Annotated in this window: 36 protein-coding genes; 12 read left to right on the plus strand and 24 right to left on the minus strand. The window is 60.8% G+C overall.

Annotated features, from left to right (window positions below; all coding sequences use genetic code 11):
• Positions 1-315 precede the first annotated feature (315 nt).
• The 21 genes from CRO48_RS23230 to CRO48_RS23325 all read right to left on the minus strand — a co-directional run bounded on the left by CRO48_RS23230 (position 316) and on the right by CRO48_RS23325 (position 11375).
• Entirely contained in the window at positions 316-1563 is a 1248-nt protein-coding gene (locus CRO48_RS23230; protein WP_097142147.1) for a Rossmann-fold NAD(P)-binding domain-containing protein, read from the minus strand.
• The gene (locus CRO48_RS23235) at positions 1563-1802 is read right to left on the minus strand and encodes a hypothetical protein (RefSeq protein WP_097142148.1); all 240 of its coding nucleotides are present in this window, start codon (positions 1800-1802) and stop codon (positions 1563-1565) included. Before CRO48_RS23235 ends, CRO48_RS23230 begins: the two co-directional genes overlap by 1 nt.
• Positions 1799-2263: a hypothetical protein gene (locus CRO48_RS23240; protein ID WP_097142149.1), complete on the minus strand. Its 465-nt coding sequence runs from the start codon at positions 2261-2263 to the stop codon at positions 1799-1801. The genes CRO48_RS23235 and CRO48_RS23240 overlap by 4 nt, the downstream gene beginning before the upstream one ends.
• Positions 2256-2561, minus strand: a complete 306-nt coding sequence (locus CRO48_RS23245) for a hypothetical protein (protein WP_097142150.1) — start codon at positions 2559-2561, stop codon at positions 2256-2258. Before CRO48_RS23245 ends, CRO48_RS23240 begins: the two co-directional genes overlap by 8 nt.
• Complete coding sequence (locus tag CRO48_RS23250) at positions 2558-3019, minus strand: hypothetical protein (RefSeq protein WP_097142151.1); 462 nt, start codon at positions 3017-3019, stop codon at positions 2558-2560. Before CRO48_RS23250 ends, CRO48_RS23245 begins: the two co-directional genes overlap by 4 nt.
• Entirely contained in the window at positions 3012-3467 is a 456-nt protein-coding gene (locus CRO48_RS33005) for a hypothetical protein (protein ID WP_097142152.1), read from the minus strand. Before CRO48_RS33005 ends, CRO48_RS23250 begins: the two co-directional genes overlap by 8 nt.
• A 177-nt stretch (positions 3468-3644) precedes the next feature.
• Positions 3645-4346 (minus strand): hypothetical protein, encoded by a 702-nt coding sequence (locus CRO48_RS23260; RefSeq protein WP_097142153.1) that lies wholly within the window; start codon positions 4344-4346, stop codon positions 3645-3647.
• Complete coding sequence (locus CRO48_RS23265) at positions 4343-4564, minus strand: hypothetical protein (protein WP_097142154.1); 222 nt, start codon at positions 4562-4564, stop codon at positions 4343-4345. Before CRO48_RS23265 ends, CRO48_RS23260 begins: the two co-directional genes overlap by 4 nt.
• Positions 4564-4761 (minus strand): hypothetical protein, encoded by a 198-nt coding sequence (locus CRO48_RS23270; RefSeq protein WP_097142155.1) that lies wholly within the window; start codon positions 4759-4761, stop codon positions 4564-4566. The genes CRO48_RS23265 and CRO48_RS23270 overlap by 1 nt, the downstream gene beginning before the upstream one ends.
• Positions 4762-5391 carry a hypothetical protein gene (locus CRO48_RS32340; protein WP_176526856.1) on the minus strand — a complete coding sequence of 210 codons (630 nt, stop codon included), beginning with the start codon at positions 5389-5391 and terminating at the stop codon, positions 4762-4764.
• Positions 5388-5672: a DUF3850 domain-containing protein gene (locus tag CRO48_RS23280; RefSeq protein ID WP_097142156.1), complete on the minus strand. Its 285-nt coding sequence runs from the start codon at positions 5670-5672 to the stop codon at positions 5388-5390. Before CRO48_RS23280 ends, CRO48_RS32340 begins: the two co-directional genes overlap by 4 nt.
• Entirely contained in the window at positions 5669-6154 is a 486-nt protein-coding gene (locus tag CRO48_RS23285) for a hypothetical protein (protein WP_097142157.1), read from the minus strand. The genes CRO48_RS23280 and CRO48_RS23285 overlap by 4 nt, the downstream gene beginning before the upstream one ends.
• Positions 6151-6537 (minus strand): HNH endonuclease, encoded by a 387-nt coding sequence (locus CRO48_RS23290; protein WP_245423633.1) that lies wholly within the window; start codon positions 6535-6537, stop codon positions 6151-6153. The genes CRO48_RS23285 and CRO48_RS23290 overlap by 4 nt, the downstream gene beginning before the upstream one ends.
• 70 nt (positions 6538-6607) lie before the next feature.
• A complete protein-coding gene (locus CRO48_RS23295; protein ID WP_097142158.1) occupies positions 6608-6895 on the minus strand; it encodes a helix-turn-helix domain-containing protein in 288 nt (95 codons plus the stop codon).
• Positions 6895-7671, minus strand: coding sequence for a recombination protein NinB (locus CRO48_RS23300; RefSeq protein WP_097142159.1), 777 nt, complete (start codon positions 7669-7671; stop codon positions 6895-6897). Before CRO48_RS23300 ends, CRO48_RS23295 begins: the two co-directional genes overlap by 1 nt.
• A gap of 1 nt (position 7672) precedes the next feature.
• Positions 7673-8638 (minus strand): recombinase family protein, encoded by a 966-nt coding sequence (locus CRO48_RS23305; protein WP_097142160.1) that lies wholly within the window; start codon positions 8636-8638, stop codon positions 7673-7675.
• Positions 8638-9666, minus strand: a complete 1029-nt coding sequence (locus CRO48_RS23310; RefSeq protein WP_097142161.1) for a hypothetical protein — start codon at positions 9664-9666, stop codon at positions 8638-8640. The genes CRO48_RS23305 and CRO48_RS23310 overlap by 1 nt, the downstream gene beginning before the upstream one ends.
• A gap of 22 nt (positions 9667-9688) precedes the next feature.
• Complete coding sequence (locus tag CRO48_RS32345; protein ID WP_176526857.1) at positions 9689-9841, minus strand: hypothetical protein; 153 nt, start codon at positions 9839-9841, stop codon at positions 9689-9691.
• A 4-nt stretch (positions 9842-9845) separates the two neighbouring features.
• Positions 9846-10445: a hypothetical protein gene (locus CRO48_RS23315; protein ID WP_097142162.1), complete on the minus strand. Its 600-nt coding sequence runs from the start codon at positions 10443-10445 to the stop codon at positions 9846-9848.
• 4 nt (positions 10446-10449) lie between these two features.
• Positions 10450-11037, minus strand: a complete 588-nt coding sequence (locus CRO48_RS23320) for a hypothetical protein (RefSeq protein WP_097142163.1) — start codon at positions 11035-11037, stop codon at positions 10450-10452.
• Complete coding sequence (locus tag CRO48_RS23325) at positions 11037-11375, minus strand: hypothetical protein (protein WP_245423634.1); 339 nt, start codon at positions 11373-11375, stop codon at positions 11037-11039. The genes CRO48_RS23320 and CRO48_RS23325 overlap by 1 nt, the downstream gene beginning before the upstream one ends.
• Before the next feature lie 763 nt (positions 11376-12138).
• Here CRO48_RS23325 and CRO48_RS23330 point away from each other — a divergent pair.
• Complete coding sequence (locus tag CRO48_RS23330) at positions 12139-12360, plus strand: hypothetical protein (protein ID WP_097142165.1); 222 nt, start codon at positions 12139-12141, stop codon at positions 12358-12360.
• Between the two features lie 403 nt (positions 12361-12763).
• On the opposite strand, the gene CRO48_RS23335 is transcribed toward CRO48_RS23330, so the two are convergent.
• Genes CRO48_RS23335 through CRO48_RS23345 form a run of 3 tightly spaced genes read right to left on the minus strand, consistent with a single transcriptional unit; the run spans position 12764 to position 14113 of the window.
• Positions 12764-13000, minus strand: coding sequence for a hypothetical protein (locus CRO48_RS23335; protein WP_097142166.1), 237 nt, complete (start codon positions 12998-13000; stop codon positions 12764-12766).
• Entirely contained in the window at positions 13000-13404 is a 405-nt protein-coding gene (locus CRO48_RS23340) for a hypothetical protein (RefSeq protein WP_141402104.1), read from the minus strand. Before CRO48_RS23340 ends, CRO48_RS23335 begins: the two co-directional genes overlap by 1 nt.
• 13 nt (positions 13405-13417) lie before the next feature.
• Positions 13418-14113: a hypothetical protein gene (locus CRO48_RS23345; RefSeq protein WP_097142168.1), complete on the minus strand. Its 696-nt coding sequence runs from the start codon at positions 14111-14113 to the stop codon at positions 13418-13420.
• Positions 14114-14206: 93 nt separating this feature from the next.
• On the opposite strand from CRO48_RS23345, the gene CRO48_RS23350 reads away from it, so the two are divergent.
• From CRO48_RS23350 to CRO48_RS23385, 11 genes are all read left to right on the plus strand, one after another.
• The gene (locus tag CRO48_RS23350; protein ID WP_176526858.1) at positions 14207-14449 is read left to right on the plus strand and encodes a hypothetical protein; all 243 of its coding nucleotides are present in this window, start codon (positions 14207-14209) and stop codon (positions 14447-14449) included.
• Positions 14446-15060, plus strand: a complete 615-nt coding sequence (locus CRO48_RS23355) for a GIY-YIG nuclease family protein (RefSeq protein ID WP_097142170.1) — start codon at positions 14446-14448, stop codon at positions 15058-15060. The genes CRO48_RS23350 and CRO48_RS23355 overlap by 4 nt, the downstream gene beginning before the upstream one ends.
• Positions 15057-15443 carry a hypothetical protein gene (locus CRO48_RS23360; protein WP_141402105.1) on the plus strand — a complete coding sequence of 129 codons (387 nt, stop codon included), beginning with the start codon at positions 15057-15059 and terminating at the stop codon, positions 15441-15443. Before CRO48_RS23355 ends, CRO48_RS23360 begins: the two co-directional genes overlap by 4 nt.
• A gap of 1 nt (position 15444) precedes the next feature.
• Entirely contained in the window at positions 15445-15621 is a 177-nt protein-coding gene (locus CRO48_RS32350) for a hypothetical protein (protein ID WP_176526859.1), read from the plus strand.
• Positions 15622-15718: 97 nt separating this feature from the next.
• Positions 15719-15952 (plus strand): hypothetical protein, encoded by a 234-nt coding sequence (locus CRO48_RS31870; RefSeq protein WP_141402106.1) that lies wholly within the window; start codon positions 15719-15721, stop codon positions 15950-15952.
• Between the two features lie 165 nt (positions 15953-16117).
• Positions 16118-16426, plus strand: a complete 309-nt coding sequence (locus CRO48_RS23365) for a hypothetical protein (protein WP_141402107.1) — start codon at positions 16118-16120, stop codon at positions 16424-16426.
• A complete protein-coding gene (locus CRO48_RS23370) occupies positions 16423-16956 on the plus strand; it encodes a hypothetical protein (RefSeq protein ID WP_097142173.1) in 534 nt (177 codons plus the stop codon). Before CRO48_RS23365 ends, CRO48_RS23370 begins: the two co-directional genes overlap by 4 nt.
• An 88-nt stretch (positions 16957-17044) precedes the next feature.
• Positions 17045-17383 (plus strand): hypothetical protein, encoded by a 339-nt coding sequence (locus tag CRO48_RS23375; protein WP_097142174.1) that lies wholly within the window; start codon positions 17045-17047, stop codon positions 17381-17383.
• Positions 17380-18003, plus strand: coding sequence for a hypothetical protein (locus tag CRO48_RS23380; RefSeq protein WP_097142175.1), 624 nt, complete (start codon positions 17380-17382; stop codon positions 18001-18003). The genes CRO48_RS23375 and CRO48_RS23380 overlap by 4 nt, the downstream gene beginning before the upstream one ends.
• The gene (locus CRO48_RS32355; RefSeq protein ID WP_176526860.1) at positions 18000-18152 is read left to right on the plus strand and encodes a hypothetical protein; all 153 of its coding nucleotides are present in this window, start codon (positions 18000-18002) and stop codon (positions 18150-18152) included. The genes CRO48_RS23380 and CRO48_RS32355 overlap by 4 nt, the downstream gene beginning before the upstream one ends.
• Positions 18149-18727 carry an MT-A70 family methyltransferase gene (locus CRO48_RS23385; RefSeq protein ID WP_245423635.1) on the plus strand — a complete coding sequence of 193 codons (579 nt, stop codon included), beginning with the start codon at positions 18149-18151 and terminating at the stop codon, positions 18725-18727. The genes CRO48_RS32355 and CRO48_RS23385 overlap by 4 nt, the downstream gene beginning before the upstream one ends.
• Positions 18728-18731 lie beyond the last annotated feature (4 nt).

Here is an 18731-nt window from a genome sequence, read left to right on the forward strand (position 1 = left end):
TCGGAAAGCGACCCCCGGGGTTTTCCGTTGCCGCGATCAACCGGCTGTCAAAAGGGTTGCGGCGCCTTTTCCCGCGAACCGCGGGACGAGGCGGGCAATGACCGTGGCTGTGGAAAGCTCATTTCACAAATCCGAGAGGGCATATTTCGGAAATAGCCCCTTGCACGGAAAATGGATTCGTTCTAAACGCCCGACACCACACGCTTTTAAGCATACGGATGGCCTCGTGGCGGAGTGGTGACGCAGAGGACTGCAAATCCCAACATCTTTCAATGTTTTCAATGCGCGGTCTGAACAAGACGCGTTTTTTGCAGTCTATTTCGCCTTTTTCTCTGTACTGAATTCATTGACCTTTTCGGCGCGTTCAGAATGGCCGAAGCGCTTTTTTGTCGCCTCCAGGACCCGCTTTTCGGTGTCCTTCGCGTAGCCCCGATATGCGCCGCTCGTGCGGTGCTTCGACAGAGCTCTGCCCTGTCCCTCGGTGAGCCCGCGTTCCTCCAGCTCAGTCATCCCCCCATGCCTCGCCTTGTCGAGCGTGAAGCCCCGAACAGGGGTTCCCTTGTCTGCCAGCTTGTTGGCGATGTCAGTCACTTCCTGAGATAGCCGGGTGCCGTCTCCGAACAGGTTCCCGTTCCGTTGGCAGACGATCGAAAGACCGTTCTTCGGCACCTGCTTTAAAATCCGCTCTGCGTCGGCGTACAGCAGCTTTAGGCTACCGTCGGCGTCGATGTACTCCAGCGGGTGCATTGCGCGCTCGTCGGTCTTCCTGTGGCCGATGATGATCTTGTCCGGTTCCGATTCCCCGCGATACCCGCTCCAAGCCGCATAGCCGGCGCCGATCGATGACGGGCGCATCAGGAATTCGAAGGCGAGAACGGCGGCGGCGGCAAGCTCCGGCCGCCCCAAGGCAACAGCCCCATCAGCAAATGCGTAAACCGTCGCCCGCTCGACGTGGCCCTTGACCTTCTTCGTGCGCTTTTTCAGCGTGACGCCTTCCCAAGGGTTGGGCGTGTCCTGCCGGAAGAGATCGGGATGGTGAGGTTTCATCCGCTTCCACATTGCCTTGCAATAGGTGACGACCTTTTCTCCGGTTCGTGCAGACTGGCCGTGGAGAATTTCGTAGATCTTGGTTGCCGTCGATACGGTGATGTTTGCGATCTTCGCATCGCCTATGCGCGCCTTGAGCCCGATGTCGTCTCGGATGATCTCTGTTGCGCACACCCGGTCTAGCACGCGCCGATAATCTGGCCGGCTGAACTCCGACACGCGCTCGAGGAACGCGTCGTGTTTCAGGTAGGTGTTCACCAGCCACTCGACCGTCCCGTACCGCGTCGTGTCGGGGGTATCCATCGGCGATTGCTCTTTGAGCCAGCCGTTTAGTCTCTCGTTCCAGAGCTCCGCCGAAGCGTTCAACTCCTTCTGCGAGAGATTGACGCCAAGCGCGGCCGACAGATACGGGCAGTTGCGCTTGCGATAGCGGGTAGGGCACGTCCAATAGTAGCCGGTGCTGCCGTCCGCGAGCGTCTTGAACGAGGTGTAGCGCGGCAGCTCGACGGCGACCATCACCACCCCGCCAGGTCGGCGGCGGCGCTTCCTGGATCGATCACCTTGTCCAGATCGCTCTTTCGCCACGCCCGGAACTTCCCCTTGCCTGTTCCTGTGTCGATGAATGGCCGAGGCCACACCGTGCCGACACGGCTCAAGAACGCGTCGACGGTCTTCTCGCCAGCATAGGCCGCGGCGAGCTCATCGCGCAGGACAGCAGGCCAGCAGCCGGTTGGAATGACAGCGTGCTTGGTCATGTATCCCCGCTTTCCACTGTTTCAACAGGCGCGGTCCCGCTTTCCCCGCTAGCTGCCTGGCGGATGGCGGCGGCGATCGAACGAGCCATGCACATCATGGCGATGATCTGCGATCCGGAAACCTCATCGACCTGTCCCGGCGCGTGCTGTGCCATTCTCTTGGCGGTGGCTTCGTCGGCCTCCGCAATCTGCGCGGCCCGCTCGAAAGCCTCGGCGCGGGCTTGCTGGCGTTCTGCCGCGATACGCGCCGACATTTCGGGAAACAGGCTCTCCCTTGTCTCTGCCCGTTCAATTGCTGGCTTGGCGATGACGGCGCGCAGTTCTTCCACCTCCGCTCTAAGGCGCGTGATCTCGGCGGCGGCTTCCTTCGGCAGATGCTCGGGATAGTCATAGGCTCGTCCAACGCTGTCCCATGTGCGGGCTGTCGGCGTGGTCAAGAGGCGTTCAACGATATCAACCATGGCTGCATCCTTGCATCAGGTGGTGACGCGATTTGCGTTCCCACGCAGCCAGATCGGTTTGATACTGTTCCTCGAGCCAAAGGGCGACCGTGCCGCTACGGGTTGAAATAGGCGTGTCGGGCCTGTCGATGTTGTGGCGTTCGACGTACTTGTCGAAAAGGCCGCTCTCGACCCATGATTCCGCGTGACTAGACGCGGCTAATGTGGCAGCGCGCCGGTCCATTGCGTCCATGCTCCGGGCGCGGACGCATAGGTCCAGACCTTCGGACAGGAGTTCGCGGCAGGTGTCGCAGGTCATTCCTCACTCCTTCCTGTGCCAGAGGAAAGGGAGGGGGCGGCGGGCAAGGGCTGCCACAACGTCGGCTCGTGCCACATGCAATCGCTCATCGGACTGTCGAAGTGATCCGCCACGCTTGTCCCGGCCCACCACCAATCGCCATCTCCGTAGTTTTCGGGATCGAAGTACGCCTCGCCGACGGTGTAACCGTCGAGATCCTTGTCGGGTACGGCCACGATAACGTGCGTCTTGTCCCGTGGGGCCGTCTCGATCGGCTGCCACGTCACCACATCCGGGGTGCGGCGCTCGCGCTCGGCGAGGAGGGCGGCTTCGGAGAACAGCGGCTCGACAATATCAGGATCGCCGAAACGGAATGGACCGGGGCGTTTGCTCCCATAATGCCACTCGCCGTCGTCGCTGAATTTCCAGCGGAAGGCTACCACGTTTGCCTCCATGATATCATTCGGCACGTCAGTCATGTCGGTCTCCTTCCGGCCCCGGCAGAAGGCCCTGTGATGTGATGCGGTCAAGCACGGTGTCACCGTTCGCCAGCAGGATTTGCCCGAGGAAGGCGCCCTCAAACGACAGGATGCCGGTTTCGACGGCGGTCAACTGGCCCTTGATCCAGTCGCGCAGGATCGACCAGACGGCGATCTGCCCCTTTTCCAGAGCGAACCGCTCGTGCTCGATGCGGGACCTCCGCATGCGCGACGAATGCGGATTGTGCCGAAGCCATGCGGCGGCGTACCCTTTGGCGCTGGCCGTAACCTGCACGGCGCGGCCGCGATATTCGAACTGGATAGCGATCGTGCCAGCCTGGAAATCCTCCATAGGTGCGAACTTGGAGCAGCCGAACGCCATGATGGTCTTGCGGATATCGTCCATAGCCGAACGGCCCGAGGTGCTGTTTTCGTAGGGCAGTCTCACGGGCGGTCTCCTTCAGATAGGGCGCGGCGGGTCTCGACCCGGATCGGGCCGGGGCATGGCTTGTTCGGTTTGTCGGGATTTTTGATGAAACCGCAGTTCATGCAGCAGAGTATTCGCATCGATGAATAGACGCGCTCGTGCCATACATGCCCTGTCTCGTCTACTGGCGGTAGCAGCTTACCCATCTGTGCTGCCCTCCGTCTGTGGGGCGGAGGAGGCGGGGAGAGCTTCGAAGATCCGGCGCAACCCGTCTAGTTCGTCGGACAGCGGGTCGCCTTCCCACGATGGCCCCATATTCGAACGGAATTCCTTGTCTGCCTCAAGGACCGCCGCGACTGCGAGGCGAAGCAGTCCATCCCCGGCAGGCGTGGGGGCGGGATGGGCGTAGAGGAGGGTATTTGCCGGGATCAGCTTCAGCAGTTCGATATTGTGGTGCCCATCGTTTCCGCAATCGATCAAGCCATTGCCACGGTAGATCGCCACAGCTTCCCCCTCCACCCCCGACGATGCCGGGGAGGTGGTGAGGGCGGAGAGGACCCGAGAGATATCACCCGCCCTGACGTTGCCGATAATGCGAGCCTCTGGCACCCATGCGTTGGCGCAGGCGAGAACGGCCGCCAGAACGTCTTCGGTCGTGCCGTTGTCAGGGGCCACAATCGTTTCGAGCTTCGCATAGGTGCGATCCTCGTCCGTCCCCGCCTCTACCGCCAGCGCGGCGGTGAGGGCCGGGTATGCGGCTCGGGCATCGCGTGCCCGCTCGGCAAGAACTTTCCAGTTCGTGTTGCCGATGACTTCCCTGATTTCATTCTCAAACGCAGCGAGGCCAAAAACCTCATTGATCAGCTTGAGAAATGGCTCTGCCTCTGTCGGTCCAGTCATGGCTTTGTCTCCGGGGTGCGGTGGGTGGCGGGTGATGACCATTCCACTTCGAATGGGCCGACGTAGAGCCTGCGGTAAGGCTTGACAGGGAGGTGAACATAGTCGAAGCGCCAAGCCCATCGGGCCGCGAACAGGACGTGCCCCACCTCGCCGATAAATGAGACGAAGACGCCGTTCCCCCGCCAGTCGTCGTGAAATCTTCCGAGCTTGACGCGCATCACGCCTCCCTCTCGTCTTTTATGCGCCGGTCCAGCGACGTGCCCTTGCGCGGGCCTCGCTCACTCGCCCATTCGTGGCGGCAATCGTTGCATTCGAAGGTGGTGGAGCCGAAATAGTCCGTGCCGGTTCTGGCGAAGCCAAGGCATCCGCACATCGGGCAGGAGCGGCGATGAACTTTCACGAGCGTGCTGCGCATTCACCCCTCCCTCTCGGCTGCATTGGCGTTAGTGAGGGCGGAACGGGCGTCCGGTATGTCGAAATCCTTGACGGCGAAGTCGCGGTAGGCGTCCTTCTGTGTGTCGAAGGCGCTCAGCAACAACTGCGGCTCTGGGTGCCATTCAGTCGAGCCGAGCCAAATCCGAACAAGGTGAAGGACGCGGACTGACGTTTCGCCACGGTAGTTCGTGTAGGTGAGTTCGTGGGATGCGGTCGGCCATTCCCTGATCAAGTGCAGTAGATAGGCTGCGTTGTCCCGCTCGCGGATCAGCGCATCCCTCTCAGCGGTGAGGGTGGAGATGGTGGCGAGGTGCTTAACGTCGTCGTCTGTAATGGCGTCCATGACCTTGATGCAGGTGTCCCGCTCCGCTTCCGCCGCATCCGCCCTTGCCTTCTCCAGCGCAAGCTGCCCGTCTCGTTCCCACACTAACTCGCGTTCGGCGTCTAAGTGGGCTTGCAGTCCATCCGCCCTTGCCTTCTCGGCGGCGAGGCCGTCGAGCAGCGCAAGGACCGTTTTCTGCTGTTCCGCAGAGAGATACAGAACGTCGTCTGCCAAACGCTGGCGTCCCATGTTAATGGCTTCTCTCAGCTTCGCGTATTTGTCGGTCATGGGCTGGGCTCCTCGTCGACATCAGCGAGGCCAAGTACGCAATAGCGCGGCTCGATGCCGAACTGGCCGCCCTGCAAAAGATAGGTGATGCGCTTGCGAATGGTCTTCTCGAAGGTGTCGTAGTAGATGCCGCCGGCCGCACCTTTTGTGCAGCGCTGCAATTCCAAGATATCGCCTGTCTGGAACGCCCGATCGTTCAGGCGAACCTCAAATGTCTTCTCGCCGGATTTTACTGCATCGAAATAGTGGGCAAGCGTCTTGAGCTTGTGAATGGTGCTCACTGGTTCGTCTCCTCACGGTCTCGGGGGTGCATGTGGGCGCGGACGGCCTTGAGGATCGCAAGGCAGAGGGCGAGGGGTGCGGATTTGTGGTAGCCGAACACATCAAAATCGGCCTGGTACGGTTGCACTCCGGGCCAGACATTCCCTTGGAAGTCATCTTCCGGGGTGTCCCCCTGAGTAACGCCCCAGCGACACCCCGGTAGCACTCGCTCTGCCAGCTCTACGGCAGCATCGAGAGATGCGGTGAAGGAGGGAACGGTGATGAGCCGCCCGGTTTCGTCTCTCGTCTCGTCGATGTCGTACGGAGGCCATGCGCCCGTTGCGGACACGACGTGCTGGACACTGCGGGTGACGCCGGGGCTGGTCTCAAGCCAGATCCGAGAATCAAGCTCCCGATCCGGCCCTTCTGCCTTCTCCAGCCTCTCGATCAACTCGTCCAGCTTGTCGGCGGCTATCTGCTTGGAGGTGCGGGTCTCAGTCATCTCGACAAAACCTCGCCGGTGCGCGTGTCGATCACGGTCCCGTCCATTTTGCGTTTCAGGTGCTTGGGGAAGCCGCCGCGCTTTTCCGACTTGATGCCGAGGTGCTTCTTGCGGGTACGGTTGCACTTCGCGCGGACCTTGGCCTCGGTAGCCGTCTTGCGCTTGTGAGCGTCGGACGTGACCGCCTGTAGGTTCCGTTCGGTGTTGGTGCCGCCCAGCCAGAGTGGGACGATATGGTCGTATTCGACCTTGGCGTCCGATCCGAGCGGGACACCGGTGAGGGCGCAGACATGGCCCTGGCGCTCTCGGATGCGATCCTTGACGCGCGGCGGCGGCATGCTGTCGTCGGTCTTCCCGATCCATTCTGGTACGGTGCGCGCCATCAGATCGCCCACCAACCGGAGATGATCGCGTCGAGGATTCGGCGCCAGAGAGGCTTGCGGGCGAGCGCGGTCATGCCGTCACCTCGCGATACTCGCCATGCAGCGTTTTGATGCGGGGAAGAGACACGCCACGATCGTTGACGACCTTCCGGGCGCTCTCGGTGACGATGTTCGGGAGCTGAGCCGGAGCATCACCCGTCGACCGGGTCCAGCCGTTGCGTCGGACATATTGCCGAACGGTTTCAGCGGAAACGCCATAGGCTTCGGCCATGACGTTGTAACTCATGCCCCGCGCCAGGTCTGTCATGATGACCTTGTCGGACGGGAGCTTGCGGGCGTACTGGTTCGGCTTGCCCATCACTCGCCTCCAATCTCGCGGACGTCGCATCCCGCATAGCCGGCGACCATCTTCATCGCATTCGCCGGGTCGATCTCGTGAAGCACGACCTGCTTGCAGCGGCGGTACATCGATCCGGCGCGGTCTCGTTCTTCCTGGGTGGCGTTCTCCGGCACTGGCACGGCCTTTCGTTGGTTGTTGAGCAAGTCGAGGTTGTCGTCGGTGTTGCCGGTCGAGTGCGTGGCGGCCCAAAGCATCCGGGCGCACGTGGTCAGCCACTCGACGGGAGAAGAGGAGGAGGGCGACGAGGATGAGGACTCGCCGCCCTCGGACGCGGTACGGGGGAGGTCCGCGTCGTCACCGGTCGAGGGAGGGGACGCCTCGCCGGAATTGGATTGGTCGGAAGCCTGCGGCTCCTTGAACACGACAGGGTGCTCCGGCTGCGCGCCGAAGGCGTAGATAAGCTCGATCAGGTTGCTCATTTCCTCGATCGTCATCGTCGAGGTGCGCATGCCGAGCGGGACAAAGGTGCCCTTGTCGATGCCGGGGACGACGCGCGCGTGCCGTAGGGAGGCCGTGAAGATGTCCTTCCAGTCATCTGCTTCCAGCTTCTGCCCGTACCATTCGACCTGATCGGCTACCTCTGAGAGCATGGCCCACATTTTCGCGGACTGCTCCGTCGAGCGGCTTTTTTTGCGGAAGGTCACGACAGTGCCGACAGACGTCTGGTGCGCCCACCGGGCCACTGTGGCGCGGTCCTGATCGCTGTTGATGGTGACGGAGGCGCGCGTCGTCATGTCAGCCTCCGTTCACCGGGTTGATCTGCGCCAGGCGGCGAGCCTTGATCTTGTGCGCGATGTCGAGGTTGAGGTCGTCGCCGTCGAAGGTCCCTTCCGGGTCGAGCGCGGTCCAGATCTCCTCTACGGTCGCTTCGTCCATGGCGCCGGACAGCGCCTCCTCGAGTTCTTCGAAGAATGCGGCGGTGTCGATCTGTTCTTCGGCGGGCTGTTCCTCGGCCGTCACATCGACGACGTTGGCGTCCTCGACCGTAGGCGACGGCGGCGCGGGCGGCATCGGAGGAGCGGGCGGCTGGCGCGGGGTGATGTCGCGCATGTCCTCGGCGTCGGCGATCTCGCGGGCTTCGAACTCGTCTCGGATGCCGCCGAGCACGTCGCCGAACAGTTCACGAAGGCAGTAGCCTGCCGCGCGCCACGCAAGCATGCGCTGCGGGAAACGCCACCAAGGGCTATCGTTCGGCTTCTGCTCGTTCTTCTTGTCCCACTTGTTCCATTTTGTGATGACGGCTTCGGTCTGCCACAGGCCGGCGCGGATCGCGTCCTCCTGGGAGAACTCGACGCGCTTGTCTTCGTCGGTGTCGTTCCGCTTCGCTTCGCACCAGCCGACCATCTGGCCGTCGCGCGTTTCGCAGCCGGTGCGCAGATAGGCGACCTTGCCAGACTGGCGCACGACATTGATGAGGCCGTCGCCGTAAAGGGCGGGCTTGCCGTTGATGACGGTGAAGCTGCGCAGCGCAACCATCGGCTTGAGGCCGAGCTCGGCGCCGGACATAATCGCCACGGTCACGGCGCTGATGGCCGCATCGCCTTCGAGCTTGCCGATCAGAGCCGACGGCGCGAGACCGCCGAGATAGACGGCCTTGGCGACACGGAAGGTTTCTTCGAATGTCTGAGGCACGATAGCCATGACATTGCCGCCGCCGGCGAGCGATGGGAGACGGGTGACTTCCTGGGTGTGAGCGTTCATCAGACGACCTTCTCTTCTTCGCGGACTTCCATGCCGTCGAAGGGCATGCCGGCCTTGGCGGCGCGCTGCGCGAGCTTGTCGATGATTTCGATGAGATCCTTGTGCCGCATCGCGACGAGCGCGGCCGCAGCCTTGCCGTAGTCGGTCACGACGCCGATCTTGTCAGTCCGAACAGACACCTTGGCCCCTGTGCGGCCCGCCTGAGCGTTCCTGACCTCGGCAGCCTTCTCCGCCTCCTGAGCCTGACGAAGCAGCTCAGCGCGCTTCTTCTCAGCTTCCTGCGGGTCGACATTGTACTGCTGCGCGGCGCGGGCTTCCTCCTCCGCCTTCCGGCGCAGCGCAGCGGCTTCCTCTGCAGCTTTCCGGGCCCGGGCTTCCTCTTCACGCTTCTTGGCGATCAGGAATGGCTCGATATGGCGCTTGAGGGCGACGGAAAGGTCCTTGGCCTCACCGACCGGGCCGCGCCACTTGTCGTCGACGGCCTTGCTGGCGGCGAGGTGCGGCTCTTTCTCGACGATGCGGTGATTGTCGGCGCGCTTCGCCAGATCGGAGAGGCGCTTCGACCAGATGCCTGCCTTGTCGGCGTCGGCCTGTGTCTTGATCTCAGAGCGAAGGAACTCCTCCGCCATTTCCTTTTCGCCGGCGAGTTCCTGGGCGATCTGGTCGAACGGATCATCCGAGCCGCTGTTGTCGCCGATCGTCGCGAGCGCGGGCTCATCGTCGAAGCCCTTGCCGTCCATCGCCTTCACGTATGCGTCGTAAGTGATCGGGTTGGTTCGGCAGAAATTCCAAGCCTCGCCCGGGTCGACCTCCTTTCCGTTGCGGTAGGCGACGATCTGGTCTGAGCCCTCGGGATAGTAGATCGCGACGGGCTCCCACTGACCGCCTTTGAAGCGCGTGCGGTAGTAGCCCTGCTCTGGCTGGCCTTCGTGCATCGGGCCGAAGTTGCCCTTGAGCGCGTTCTGCCACCATGCCCAACGGTTGACGACGAACTTTTCGGCGAGCGCGCCGATAGACTGAGCGGTCATGCGAATTCCCTCCTGGGTTTGGTCAGACGACAGCGGGCGCGACCTGCGCCGCCCAGCCGATGATGATTGCGATGGTGATAGCGGCGAGCCAGATGAACCGGCTGGCCGTGATGTCGGGAGTCCGGGTCTGGCGGGACGCGGCAGAGCCGGGGAAGGTGCCCAAATCGTGCTTCATCGGCTCAATCCACGTATTCGATATCGAGTTGCGCCATCGCCTCAGGCGAATTGGCCGTTTCTCGGAGGATTGATGACATGCAGCCAGAGCAGGCCGTGAACCCCTGTTTCCCGTATTTCAGGAGCCGACGCATGGTGGCTACAGGGTACGTGATCCGGTGCACGGCGAGCCGCTTGCGACCCAAGTCCCACAGTGCATAGGGCGTGGTCACGAGGTCGTCGCCGTCGAGGCAGAACATCGTGATCGTGTAGTCGAAGCTATCGATGACTGCTTCGGCGCTCTCGTAGAACTTGAACGTAATGGCCTGGATATCGATCGGCAGATCGGACCCTTCGACAGTTCCGCGCCAGTGCTTGTGGTGCGCCGTCTCCTTCACCAACCGGAATGTGCCGGGTAGGTTTGCTTCGAAAATCTCGGCGTGCTCCTGCGAGCGGAAGAAGAAATCGAAGTCGCTATCCAGAGACATCCCGGCCAGTGTTCGGCGGATCGCCCCGCCGGCAAGCCAAGCATCTGGAAGGGCAGACGCGATCCTTCTCAGGTCCGCCGTATCCCGGCCGGAACGATCACAGAAATCTTGGAAGTTGAGACGAATGAATTCCGCCATCGCCTTACTCCGCCGCCAGCAAGGCCGGAGCCTCGCCATTGAGAGCAGGACCCAGAACCTTTTCGATCCGGCCACGGACCTTGGCGAGATCAGCCGCCAGTTCGCCGTCGCGAGTACGGGACGATGCGTGGATGCGGTTGAAGGCAAAGGCGAGGGCGGTGTAGGCTTCACGAAGAACAACGGCCTGCTCTGTCACCTTGTCCTCGGCCTTCTCGGCCCGCGCCTTCTGCGCCCGAATGTCAGCGTAAGGATCGGTCGTCATCCGGAGGTGCGGGACCTCGGCGTCGATCAACCAGGCTTCGCAAGCATCCTTGAGGTCGCGCAGTGCGTCGGCGTCGTTCGTGCTGCCGAAATAGCAGCGGTCGCCTTCGTCCTCGATGTGGTCCGTGACCTGCACTAGACGATTGCGGATCTTCGCGAGAAGCCTCGTCTTGGAGGCGTTCTTGCCCTTGTGGACAGCAAGCTCCGTGGCGAGCGTGGCAATGTCCTTCTGAGCGTCGGCGGCGAAATAGGTGATCGCTGCCGGGGAAGCGGTGGCGATGGCCTCCGGCTTGACGCCGGCCCATTGGGTGAGGGTGCGTTCGAGCTTCATCACAGCCACCCCATCGCCTGATAGTCGCGGCGCTCGTCATGGGCGCGGTCAGGATCGCCCTGCCGGTAGTCGCCCAGCGCCTCGCCGAACGTCTCCTGAGCGTGCTGGCTGGTCTCGATCTGCTTGGCGATCGTGAGGAAAATGTCCTTATTGGTCGACGAGAAGAACTGATCCGAGCCGTAGCCGTGGCGGTTGAACGTCTTCCCGCAGATCTGGATCTCCGAGACGTAGAACTCGCCGTCGCCGTCCTCGACCAACGTGGCAGTGCCCCAAGCCATCAGGCCGTCGCCGACCAACTGGATTTCCTCGAACTCGTACTCGATGCTGAATGCGGTCATTTGCTTCCCCATCCTCTTGAGTGCGACCGGTGTGCTCGCGGCCCGGCCCGATCGCTGTTCATCCGGGCAATCGGCTACATGGCGACCTCCGGGTTTGAGCATCTGCCTTGCGGAGGTCTTCGTGCCCTGGGGCAGATCGTTCCGTTCGGCTGATGAGGGGATATTCGCGATAATCGCAAAAACAGTCAAGAGAAAAGATCGCGATAATCGCAAATTTGTTTGACAGCCTTTGCGATCAGGCGCAAAAGAAAAGCCCCGGCGGGATGATCCGACCGGGGCTCTAGACAGCTATCGTTGATGAATTCTGCTTAACACATCACAATTATTGATGGAAGCGGAAAGGCTGCCTGGAGGTGCGAAAAGCGCCGATTTCTGGGACTGCTCGGAGGTTCCCGCCAGAATGAAACGCTCGGGTCACAAAGGCAGCGGTCTTCTGGCGATTGTCCCGCTTCACCGATCATCCGGCGCATGAATCTCCAAGCGGTCCCGGCTCCAGGCTAACCGGGCGGTCCGGACGGGTAGACGCCGTCTGAATGACTTGGATGCGGTCTGACGTGTAAACTCGACGACATAACCTCAAGCCTTGAGATGGTTTGGCCCACCAGAGAAACGGGCAGTCGAGGATATCCGGACTTCATAGCATCCCGCGCTGCCGGCATAAGGCAGGGCGAAAGGACGGAAGGCCTCGGCTTGAGGTTGAACGTCTTGATAGGGCGAAGTGTGTCTAGATTCTTGCTCTGAGGGTAATTGTTAGAAGGGTCGAATGATGGATTCTGAAACAGTCCAGTGGGGCTTGATATTGTTTGCTCAGGTCGGCGTCATGGTTATCGGCTTCAGCCTTCTGGTCACGGCGATGTCTTTGTGCCGAACCCTTTCGGTCTTGGCTTCAAGGCTCAATGATACCCAAACACGATTGGTCCATCTGGAAAACGAGGAAGGTCTGAGGAAAAGCGAGACGCGCACCGTGTCGCCGCCGTGTCCGTGAAAATGCGTGGAGCCAGATGGCCCAATGGAGAGCCCAAGCTCGACAGAATCGGGCAACTGACTGGGAGGGATGCTATCCAGCGGGATAAGCTTCGGATCGTAGTCTTCTCCTTCAGTCGGGCGCGAGTAGGTTGAGAAAATTGGCGATCGAAGCGGGAACCGGGTCTTTGCGCTAACCATCTCCCAAGCTTCTTGGGTTCGGTTTCTGACGACTATTTCTAGCCTGTACCAACCCGGATTTTCCTCATCCCAAGTGTGGTAGTCTACTTCGACACCAGGATGTGATGGGCCTTCGGCCGCGATTGCTGATCTCCGCGTGTACCATGCAGACGCAATTGCCGTGATTAACCCAAGGGTGCCGGTCACTGTTCCGACCAGGCCAAGCCAAAAAGCGCTGTCGCCGTTCAATCGGCCGGCCTCAAATGCTGCTCGATCAGTTCCCGCGCCGCCTCGAACACGCCGCTGTCGTCGCCGCCTTGGCCTTCTTCCAGCATCAGCAGGGCGTGTTCGTAGATCTCACGCTCACCTTCCGCAGTCACAAGGCCGACACGTCGAAGGTATTGCATCAACGCGGCGAACGTCGCGGAGTTGGAAAGCGCTACAGCGCCAGCGGAGAGAATGGCGGGGTCGCGTTTGCCCATCAGCACTTCTCGTTGCCTTCGGCCCAGCCCACAACGGTCTTGAGCATGCTGTCCTGTGCCAAGGTGTTGCCTGAAACGACACTGAGCCGGCTGCCCGATCCGGCCTTCTCGACCTTGGCTTTCCAGTAGTAATTTCGGGTGCCCATGTTTTGGAGGGACAGCGTCACCTCGCCATAGCCAAGTTCGCTATAGAGTTCGGTGTCGAGCTCGAACGAGGTGAAGCGACCAGAATTCCCGCCTGAACATAGACGGGCAGTCCGAACCAAGCGGCGGTAGACTTCCTGATAGTTCTCGCTGAAGACCTTCTCGGTGCGATCGGCAGATTTACTCTGCTCAAGAGCCTCCGGCGTTGACGAGCACCCCGCAAGCGTCGCTATCACGACAACTGCGCTAAATCTTTTCATGTTCCCTCGGTCTCTATGATGCCACGCGGCGGCCGCTGGTGGTTACATCCTCGATGGGATGGTGAGGATTTCGCCTCGCAAATTTCTGGGCGGCGTAGCGAGTTTTGATGTCGGTGACGACAGCAAAATATCTAACCGGCACATCCAGCATCATTGGAGCGTTGATGCTCTCGAGGTTGAATAGGCCAGGCTCGCGCCCGGGATGGGGGATCTTTACAAGGACGCGGTCATCTTCGAGGAAGCACACGCACATGTGACCCATATGCTCTGGTCGCGGCGCCTCTTTGTCTTCGTAGAAGATGATGTAACCGTCACCTGCAATTCCATACATGGAGTTCCCCCGTACCTCTAACGCTTCGGCGGTGCTTGCGGCATCTTTTGGAGCTTCGATCTCCCCAAAGTTGCCGTCTCCGGTGGCGTAGTGGACTTCTGTGTCTGGTCCAGCTCCTGCCAGCCCGGCTATCGGAACAAAACGGATTGCGGTGGGGTCGCCACCGGGCGGCTCTTTGCCAAAAAAGCGTGCAATCGCTCCCAGCTCGTGAGCCTTTATTTCTCGAACTTCCTTGCCTTCGCTTTCGGTATTCAGCATTCGCGTGATCGCATCGGGGCGCACGCCAAGCGCGGCAGCGAGACGGCCTTTGGAGCCGTGCCCCAAAGCCTCCAAGTTTTCCTTCATCCAAATGCGAATTTCGATCTGTGGGTCGCTCATGAGGCGGATGATCGCGACTTTCGCAAAAATTCATATCGCGTAATTCGCAAATTTGGCTTGACAGAAACTCGCGATAATCGCAAATATGGCGACATGAGCGAAAAACATCTCGAACCAGCCAAGTCCATCATCGCCAAGATCGGCATCGATAAGGTGTCCGAGATCACCGGTAAGCACGTCTCGAGGGTATATCGCTGGATGTACCCGAAGGAGCGTGGCGGCACCGGGGGCATGATCCCGCAGAGCGAAGCGCCGGCTCTTCTGGCGTACGCAAAGGCCAACAAAATCGAACTGTCTCCGGCCGACTTCTTTGCCATCCCGGAGAACGCGGCATGACTACCAAAGGGCAGCACATCTACTTCATGCGTCCGGTCGGTATGGTCGGCCCAATCAAGATTGGCTGCTCTGCCAGCGTCGGTGAGCGCTTGGAAAGCCTCGCCGTGTGGTCCCCGTTCAAGCTCGAGATTTTGTACACCGAGCCGGGCGGCTACAAGCTTGAGCAGAAGATCCACCAAGCGTTCGCAGATTATCACTCCCATCGGGAATGGTTCCATCCCGGCGAACGACTGTTGGCATCCATTGGAAGGCTTCTCAACGGGGAGAAGATTGAGGCAGCCATAGACCTCACCGTGCCCCGCGGTAGCATCAGGAATGTCGCTCGCAAGCCCCGCAGACCAGTACCCGAATATCAAAAAGAGCTGAGAAGCTATCGGTCTCGAAAGTACTGGGCTGAGAAGCGTGTCGAGAAGGCGCGCGGGCAAGCAATGTTCGCGCCAGAAAGCATCAACGCGATCATCTACGCGTGGGAGGGTTCGTGGAGAGAAAAGCGGATGGACGGGAAGCGTCCAACGCCGGAGCAATTTGCTCTGCTCGATGACTTCCTTGCAGATCCTCACAAGTACTGCCTCACGCGTGAAGAGAAGTGGCCGAAGAGGACCGCCGCATGAGCCCATTGTCCTTCGATCTCAGCGCCGCACCGCGCGACGGCACACACGTCATTCTGGCGCTGCCGAACAAGCAATCGCTCCGGTCCTACTGGTGCAAGCCGAAGGGCGAGCCCGAGCACTGGTGCATGCTGAGCCACAAGAACGAGCCGGTGGCTTGGATGTTGTGGCCGGAACATCCTTTCCTGGCGAAAGCCAATGATGAAGCGTGCGAGACAGCCTCGGACCAGAGGCGCGCAGAGGCGGAAGCCAATGCATCCGACGGCGTGGAGTTGGTGAGTAGGGTTGCCGGTGGCCGAACACCGGCTGCAACGACTGAGAGAATGGCCGTGACAGCCGGAGAGACGGCACTTCAATTCATCATCGACGACGTGGGGAGCATGTGACATGGACACCATGACTTTTGTTTTCGCTGGCATCTCTTTCGCCGTGGTGACTGCTGTCTTCCTGGCGGGGAGTGTGGCTCGCGAGGTTCGCAACGAGAACTCCGTCGATCTCGACGAGCGCATGTTCGATATCGAACTGACCGTTTTCGGTCTCACGTCGAGCCGGGTGCCGGCATGACCAGCGCGGCTATCATCGGCGCGGGTCTATCATTCAGCCTTTTCGCGGCTCTCTGCCTTGCCTGTGTGGCTTGGTACTGCCGCGCGGGGAGGGACATGTGACCTCCAAATCCAAATCCACTTGGAGAGGGTTGTCGGCCCTGCAGTTGTTCCGTCAGGGCCATGACACCTCGTCCATTTCCAAATTGCTCGGCATTTCTGAAGCAGCAGCGCTTGCTCAAGTTTCTCAGGCTCGCAGCGCCGAACTTCATCGTGCCGATCCTTACCATCATCCAAATGTCCCGAAGTCGAAACGGCATTCCGGCCTGATCGGGTATGCCGGGCGGCCTTAACTCCTTCCGTGGTTGCCGCGCTCTGATGGGGACAACCTATCAGGAGCGGCGAACCAAATGCGGAAAACCTCTGACCGATTTTTGTCAAACGATAACAACGCGGGAAAGACGATGAGTAGCATACCAGTCTTAGGCCCAGACCTGCCGGCGTCATACGTCCGGAAGATGATTGAAATGGAGAGCCGCGGCAACGGCGATCAGCTGAACGCTATGGAGCGGGTAGGGCGGGACATTGGTGTTTCGGCCCGCTCGATCCGGCGCCTTGTCAGTGGGGAGACAGACCCCGGCATGAAGCTCTTCACCCGAATTCACAGGGCGTACCTCGACAAATGCGCGCGGATGGCCGCCGCCCTTCTTCATCAGATCGAGATCGAGAAAGCGAGGCTCGGGAGTGAGCATTTTGAAGATATTGGCGCTGAGGCTTTGGCTCTTCACGCGAAAATTGAAGCTCGAAAAGAAAGGATCTCAGGATGACAGCAAGCACAGGCCATAACACCCAACTGAGCGAGGGTGACCGGCAGAAGCTATTCGCCCACCACTTCCGCAAGGAACTCTCGGCCGAGACCAAGCGCCGGGAAGCCGCGGCTGAGAAGACGGCAAACCGCAAGATCGCGAAGGCTGCCGATCCGACCTTCACCGGCCAGAAGTTCGACCACTACCTCAAGGCCCATTTCGGCGAGGACGACCAGAAGCCGGTCGATCGGCTCAAGTCGGACAGAGAGAATTTGATCTGGCTTGGTCTCATCCCCGATACCACCGGCGACTTGCTCGCCCAGGTCGACCGCGTTGACCGCGAAGGCATGATCCGCGCCAAGGGCTACAAGGCCGGTCTCCTCGGTCTGGACCGCGTGTCCGAATACGACGGCGGCAGTGTCGACGACAAGCTATGGCTGGAGGCCTACGACGCCGGCAAGGCCGAATACGAGACCGATATTCCCGACATTCTCGCGCGCATCCAGGAAGCGGCCGACCCAGAGGCGCCGCCATCCGATCAGGACGACTGAGTTACCGGGCGCTTCGCATCCTCCCTGCTTGAGGCGCCCTCACTGTCCGGTCGCGAATGACCGGAACTTTCTCTCCTAAGGTACGGCAATGAATATCCATTCTCGCAAGACCTATTGCTGCCCGAACTGCGGCAGCTCGATCGGAGAAGCTTCCCCTGTTGAGCGTATTCTGGATGCCGATCTCACGAGACAGCAGCGATTGATCGTCACGGCTCTATCAGAGCGCGTTGGTGAGTGGGTCCGCGTCTCTCACCTCGAAAACCTGATCTGGGCTGGCAACGAGACCAAGCGTCCTATCGATGTCAGCCGGCAGAGTATCTCGACGCAGATTTTCAAGATCAAGGAAGTGATCCGCCCTCTTGGCTGGTTTGTCGGGAGCGATCGCCGCGGCAACTACCGCCTTATCCCATTGGAGAAGACGCCATGATCGTGATGGGACTCGACCTTGCAACCCGCTCCGGCTGGGCCGTCCGGGACAGCACCAAGCACCGATCGAGCATCCTTTGCGGGACGTTCTCGGTCAAAGACTATCAGTGGGAAGAGAAGTACGCGATCGCCGCGAATCTCTTCTATCGGCTGGTGAAGGAACACACACCCGACTTCGTCGCTATCGAGCGTCCCGAGCACGGGGTCCGGCAGTTCAAGAAGAAGGGCAAGGCAGACCTAACCGGGAAGGAAGAGACCGTCTCGACCATCAACCCCGCCGCGCTGCAGCTCACCGGCATCGCCGGCGCGGTGATTGCCATCTGCCAGATCCGAAACATCCCTTACGGCACCATCGCCGCCACCAGTTGGCGACCGGTCTACTACGGCAAGGGCGCGAAGCCGGCCGAAGGGCAGGACTGGAAAGACCTCGCCATCGCATATGCCGAGCGGGAGAACATCGTCCTGCCGCCTACCAAGGCAGAACAGAAGGACGCGGCCGAGGCGATCGGCGTCTGCACCTGCTGGCACAACTGCGCCATCCCGGAAATCAAATGGATGCAACAGCGGTTCATGGAGCTCCGCACCGGGGCCTACGAGCAGAAGAGGGCGGCCGCAGCATGACCCGCACCTCCCAACAATCCCCCACGGTGATCAACGCAAAGCGGACCTATCTGCCCCCTTCATGCGAAGCGACGGCCGACGAGATCGTCCAGCAGATCATTGAGCATTTCCCAGACAGCACGCGCCAGGTGCGGAAGGAGGCGGCTTGAGACTCTTCGCGGACCTTTGGCCCTTCGGCGATCTGCCGCCGCACTCCTTCGACTTCATCATGGCTGACCCGCCTTGGCGATTCCAGACCCGCTCTGAGAAGGGCGAGGGCAAGTCTGCGCAGCGCCACTACCGTACGATGCCGATCGAGCAGATAAACGCGCTACCGGTTCTGGATCTCGCCTCCGAACACTGCACACTTTGGCTCTGGTGCACTGCTCCGATGCTGCCGCAGCAGCTGACTACGGTGGCCTCATGGGGCTTCACCTACTGCACCGAGGGCGTCTGGGTAAAGATGACGGTGAACGGCAAGGTCTCGTTCGGGACAGGCTACGGACTGCGCGGATCGCACGAGCCCTTCATCATCGCCAAGCGCGGCGAGCCGAAGCTGACCCGGTCCACTCGTTCGGTCATCCACGGCAAAGTCCGTGGCCACTCCCAGAAGCCAGAAGAAGCCTATCGCGAGGCAGAACGGCTGATGCCTAAGGCGCGTCGTCTCGAGCTATTCAGCAGGACCGACCGCAAGGGCTGGACCACCTGGGGAGATGAAGCCGGCAAATTCGGAGAAGCAGCGTGAACGC

It is taken from the genome of Rhizobium subbaraonis, assembly GCF_900220975.1.
GTDB lineage: Bacteria > Pseudomonadota > Alphaproteobacteria > Rhizobiales > Rhizobiaceae > Mycoplana > Mycoplana subbaraonis.

Bases quoted from the DNA above. Each gene is read 5' to 3' on its own strand.
- CRO48_RS23230 (WP_097142147.1), bottom strand. From the start codon at position 1,563: ATGGTCGCCGTCGAGCTGCCGCGCTACACCTCGTTCAAGACGCTCGCG.
- CRO48_RS23235 (WP_097142148.1), bottom strand. From the start codon at position 1,802: ATGACCAAGCACGCTGTCATTCCAACCGGCTGCTGGCCTGCTGTCCTG.
- CRO48_RS23240 (WP_097142149.1), bottom strand. From the start codon at position 2,263: ATGGTTGATATCGTTGAACGCCTCTTGACCACGCCGACAGCCCGCACA.
- CRO48_RS23245 (WP_097142150.1), bottom strand. From the start codon at position 2,561: ATGACCTGCGACACCTGCCGCGAACTCCTGTCCGAAGGTCTGGACCTA.
- CRO48_RS23250 (WP_097142151.1), bottom strand. From the start codon at position 3,019: ATGACTGACGTGCCGAATGATATCATGGAGGCAAACGTGGTAGCCTTC.
- CRO48_RS23260 (WP_097142153.1), bottom strand. From the start codon at position 4,346: ATGACTGGACCGACAGAGGCAGAGCCATTTCTCAAGCTGATCAATGAG.
- CRO48_RS23265 (WP_097142154.1), bottom strand. From the start codon at position 4,564: ATGCGCGTCAAGCTCGGAAGATTTCACGACGACTGGCGGGGGAACGGC.
- CRO48_RS23270 (WP_097142155.1), bottom strand. From the start codon at position 4,761: ATGCGCAGCACGCTCGTGAAAGTTCATCGCCGCTCCTGCCCGATGTGC.
- CRO48_RS32340 (WP_176526856.1), bottom strand. From the start codon at position 5,391: ATGACCGACAAATACGCGAAGCTGAGAGAAGCCATTAACATGGGACGC.
- CRO48_RS23285 (WP_097142157.1), bottom strand. From the start codon at position 6,154: ATGACTGAGACCCGCACCTCCAAGCAGATAGCCGCCGACAAGCTGGAC.
- CRO48_RS23290 (WP_245423633.1), bottom strand. From the start codon at position 6,537: ATGGCGCGCACCGTACCAGAATGGATCGGGAAGACCGACGACAGCATG.
- CRO48_RS23295 (WP_097142158.1), bottom strand. From the start codon at position 6,895: ATGGGCAAGCCGAACCAGTACGCCCGCAAGCTCCCGTCCGACAAGGTC.
- CRO48_RS23300 (WP_097142159.1), bottom strand. From the start codon at position 7,671: ATGACGACGCGCGCCTCCGTCACCATCAACAGCGATCAGGACCGCGCC.
- CRO48_RS23305 (WP_097142160.1), bottom strand. From the start codon at position 8,638: ATGAACGCTCACACCCAGGAAGTCACCCGTCTCCCATCGCTCGCCGGC.
- CRO48_RS23310 (WP_097142161.1), bottom strand. From the start codon at position 9,666: ATGACCGCTCAGTCTATCGGCGCGCTCGCCGAAAAGTTCGTCGTCAAC.
- CRO48_RS32345 (WP_176526857.1), bottom strand. From the start codon at position 9,841: ATGAAGCACGATTTGGGCACCTTCCCCGGCTCTGCCGCGTCCCGCCAG.
- CRO48_RS23315 (WP_097142162.1), bottom strand. From the start codon at position 10,445: ATGGCGGAATTCATTCGTCTCAACTTCCAAGATTTCTGTGATCGTTCC.
- CRO48_RS23320 (WP_097142163.1), bottom strand. From the start codon at position 11,037: ATGAAGCTCGAACGCACCCTCACCCAATGGGCCGGCGTCAAGCCGGAG.
- CRO48_RS23325 (WP_245423634.1), bottom strand. From the start codon at position 11,375: ATGACCGCATTCAGCATCGAGTACGAGTTCGAGGAAATCCAGTTGGTC.
- CRO48_RS23330 (WP_097142165.1), top strand. From the start codon at position 12,139: ATGATGGATTCTGAAACAGTCCAGTGGGGCTTGATATTGTTTGCTCAG.
- CRO48_RS23335 (WP_097142166.1), bottom strand. From the start codon at position 13,000: ATGGGCAAACGCGACCCCGCCATTCTCTCCGCTGGCGCTGTAGCGCTT.
- CRO48_RS23340 (WP_141402104.1), bottom strand. From the start codon at position 13,404: ATGAAAAGATTTAGCGCAGTTGTCGTGATAGCGACGCTTGCGGGGTGC.
- CRO48_RS23345 (WP_097142168.1), bottom strand. From the start codon at position 14,113: ATGAGCGACCCACAGATCGAAATTCGCATTTGGATGAAGGAAAACTTG.
- CRO48_RS23350 (WP_176526858.1), top strand. From the start codon at position 14,207: ATGAGCGAAAAACATCTCGAACCAGCCAAGTCCATCATCGCCAAGATC.
- CRO48_RS23355 (WP_097142170.1), top strand. From the start codon at position 14,446: ATGACTACCAAAGGGCAGCACATCTACTTCATGCGTCCGGTCGGTATG.
- CRO48_RS23360 (WP_141402105.1), top strand. From the start codon at position 15,057: ATGAGCCCATTGTCCTTCGATCTCAGCGCCGCACCGCGCGACGGCACA.
- CRO48_RS32350 (WP_176526859.1), top strand. From the start codon at position 15,445: ATGGACACCATGACTTTTGTTTTCGCTGGCATCTCTTTCGCCGTGGTG.
- CRO48_RS23365 (WP_141402107.1), top strand. From the start codon at position 16,118: ATGATTGAAATGGAGAGCCGCGGCAACGGCGATCAGCTGAACGCTATG.
- CRO48_RS23370 (WP_097142173.1), top strand. From the start codon at position 16,423: ATGACAGCAAGCACAGGCCATAACACCCAACTGAGCGAGGGTGACCGG.
- CRO48_RS23375 (WP_097142174.1), top strand. From the start codon at position 17,045: ATGAATATCCATTCTCGCAAGACCTATTGCTGCCCGAACTGCGGCAGC.
- CRO48_RS23380 (WP_097142175.1), top strand. From the start codon at position 17,380: ATGATCGTGATGGGACTCGACCTTGCAACCCGCTCCGGCTGGGCCGTC.
- CRO48_RS32355 (WP_176526860.1), top strand. From the start codon at position 18,000: ATGACCCGCACCTCCCAACAATCCCCCACGGTGATCAACGCAAAGCGG.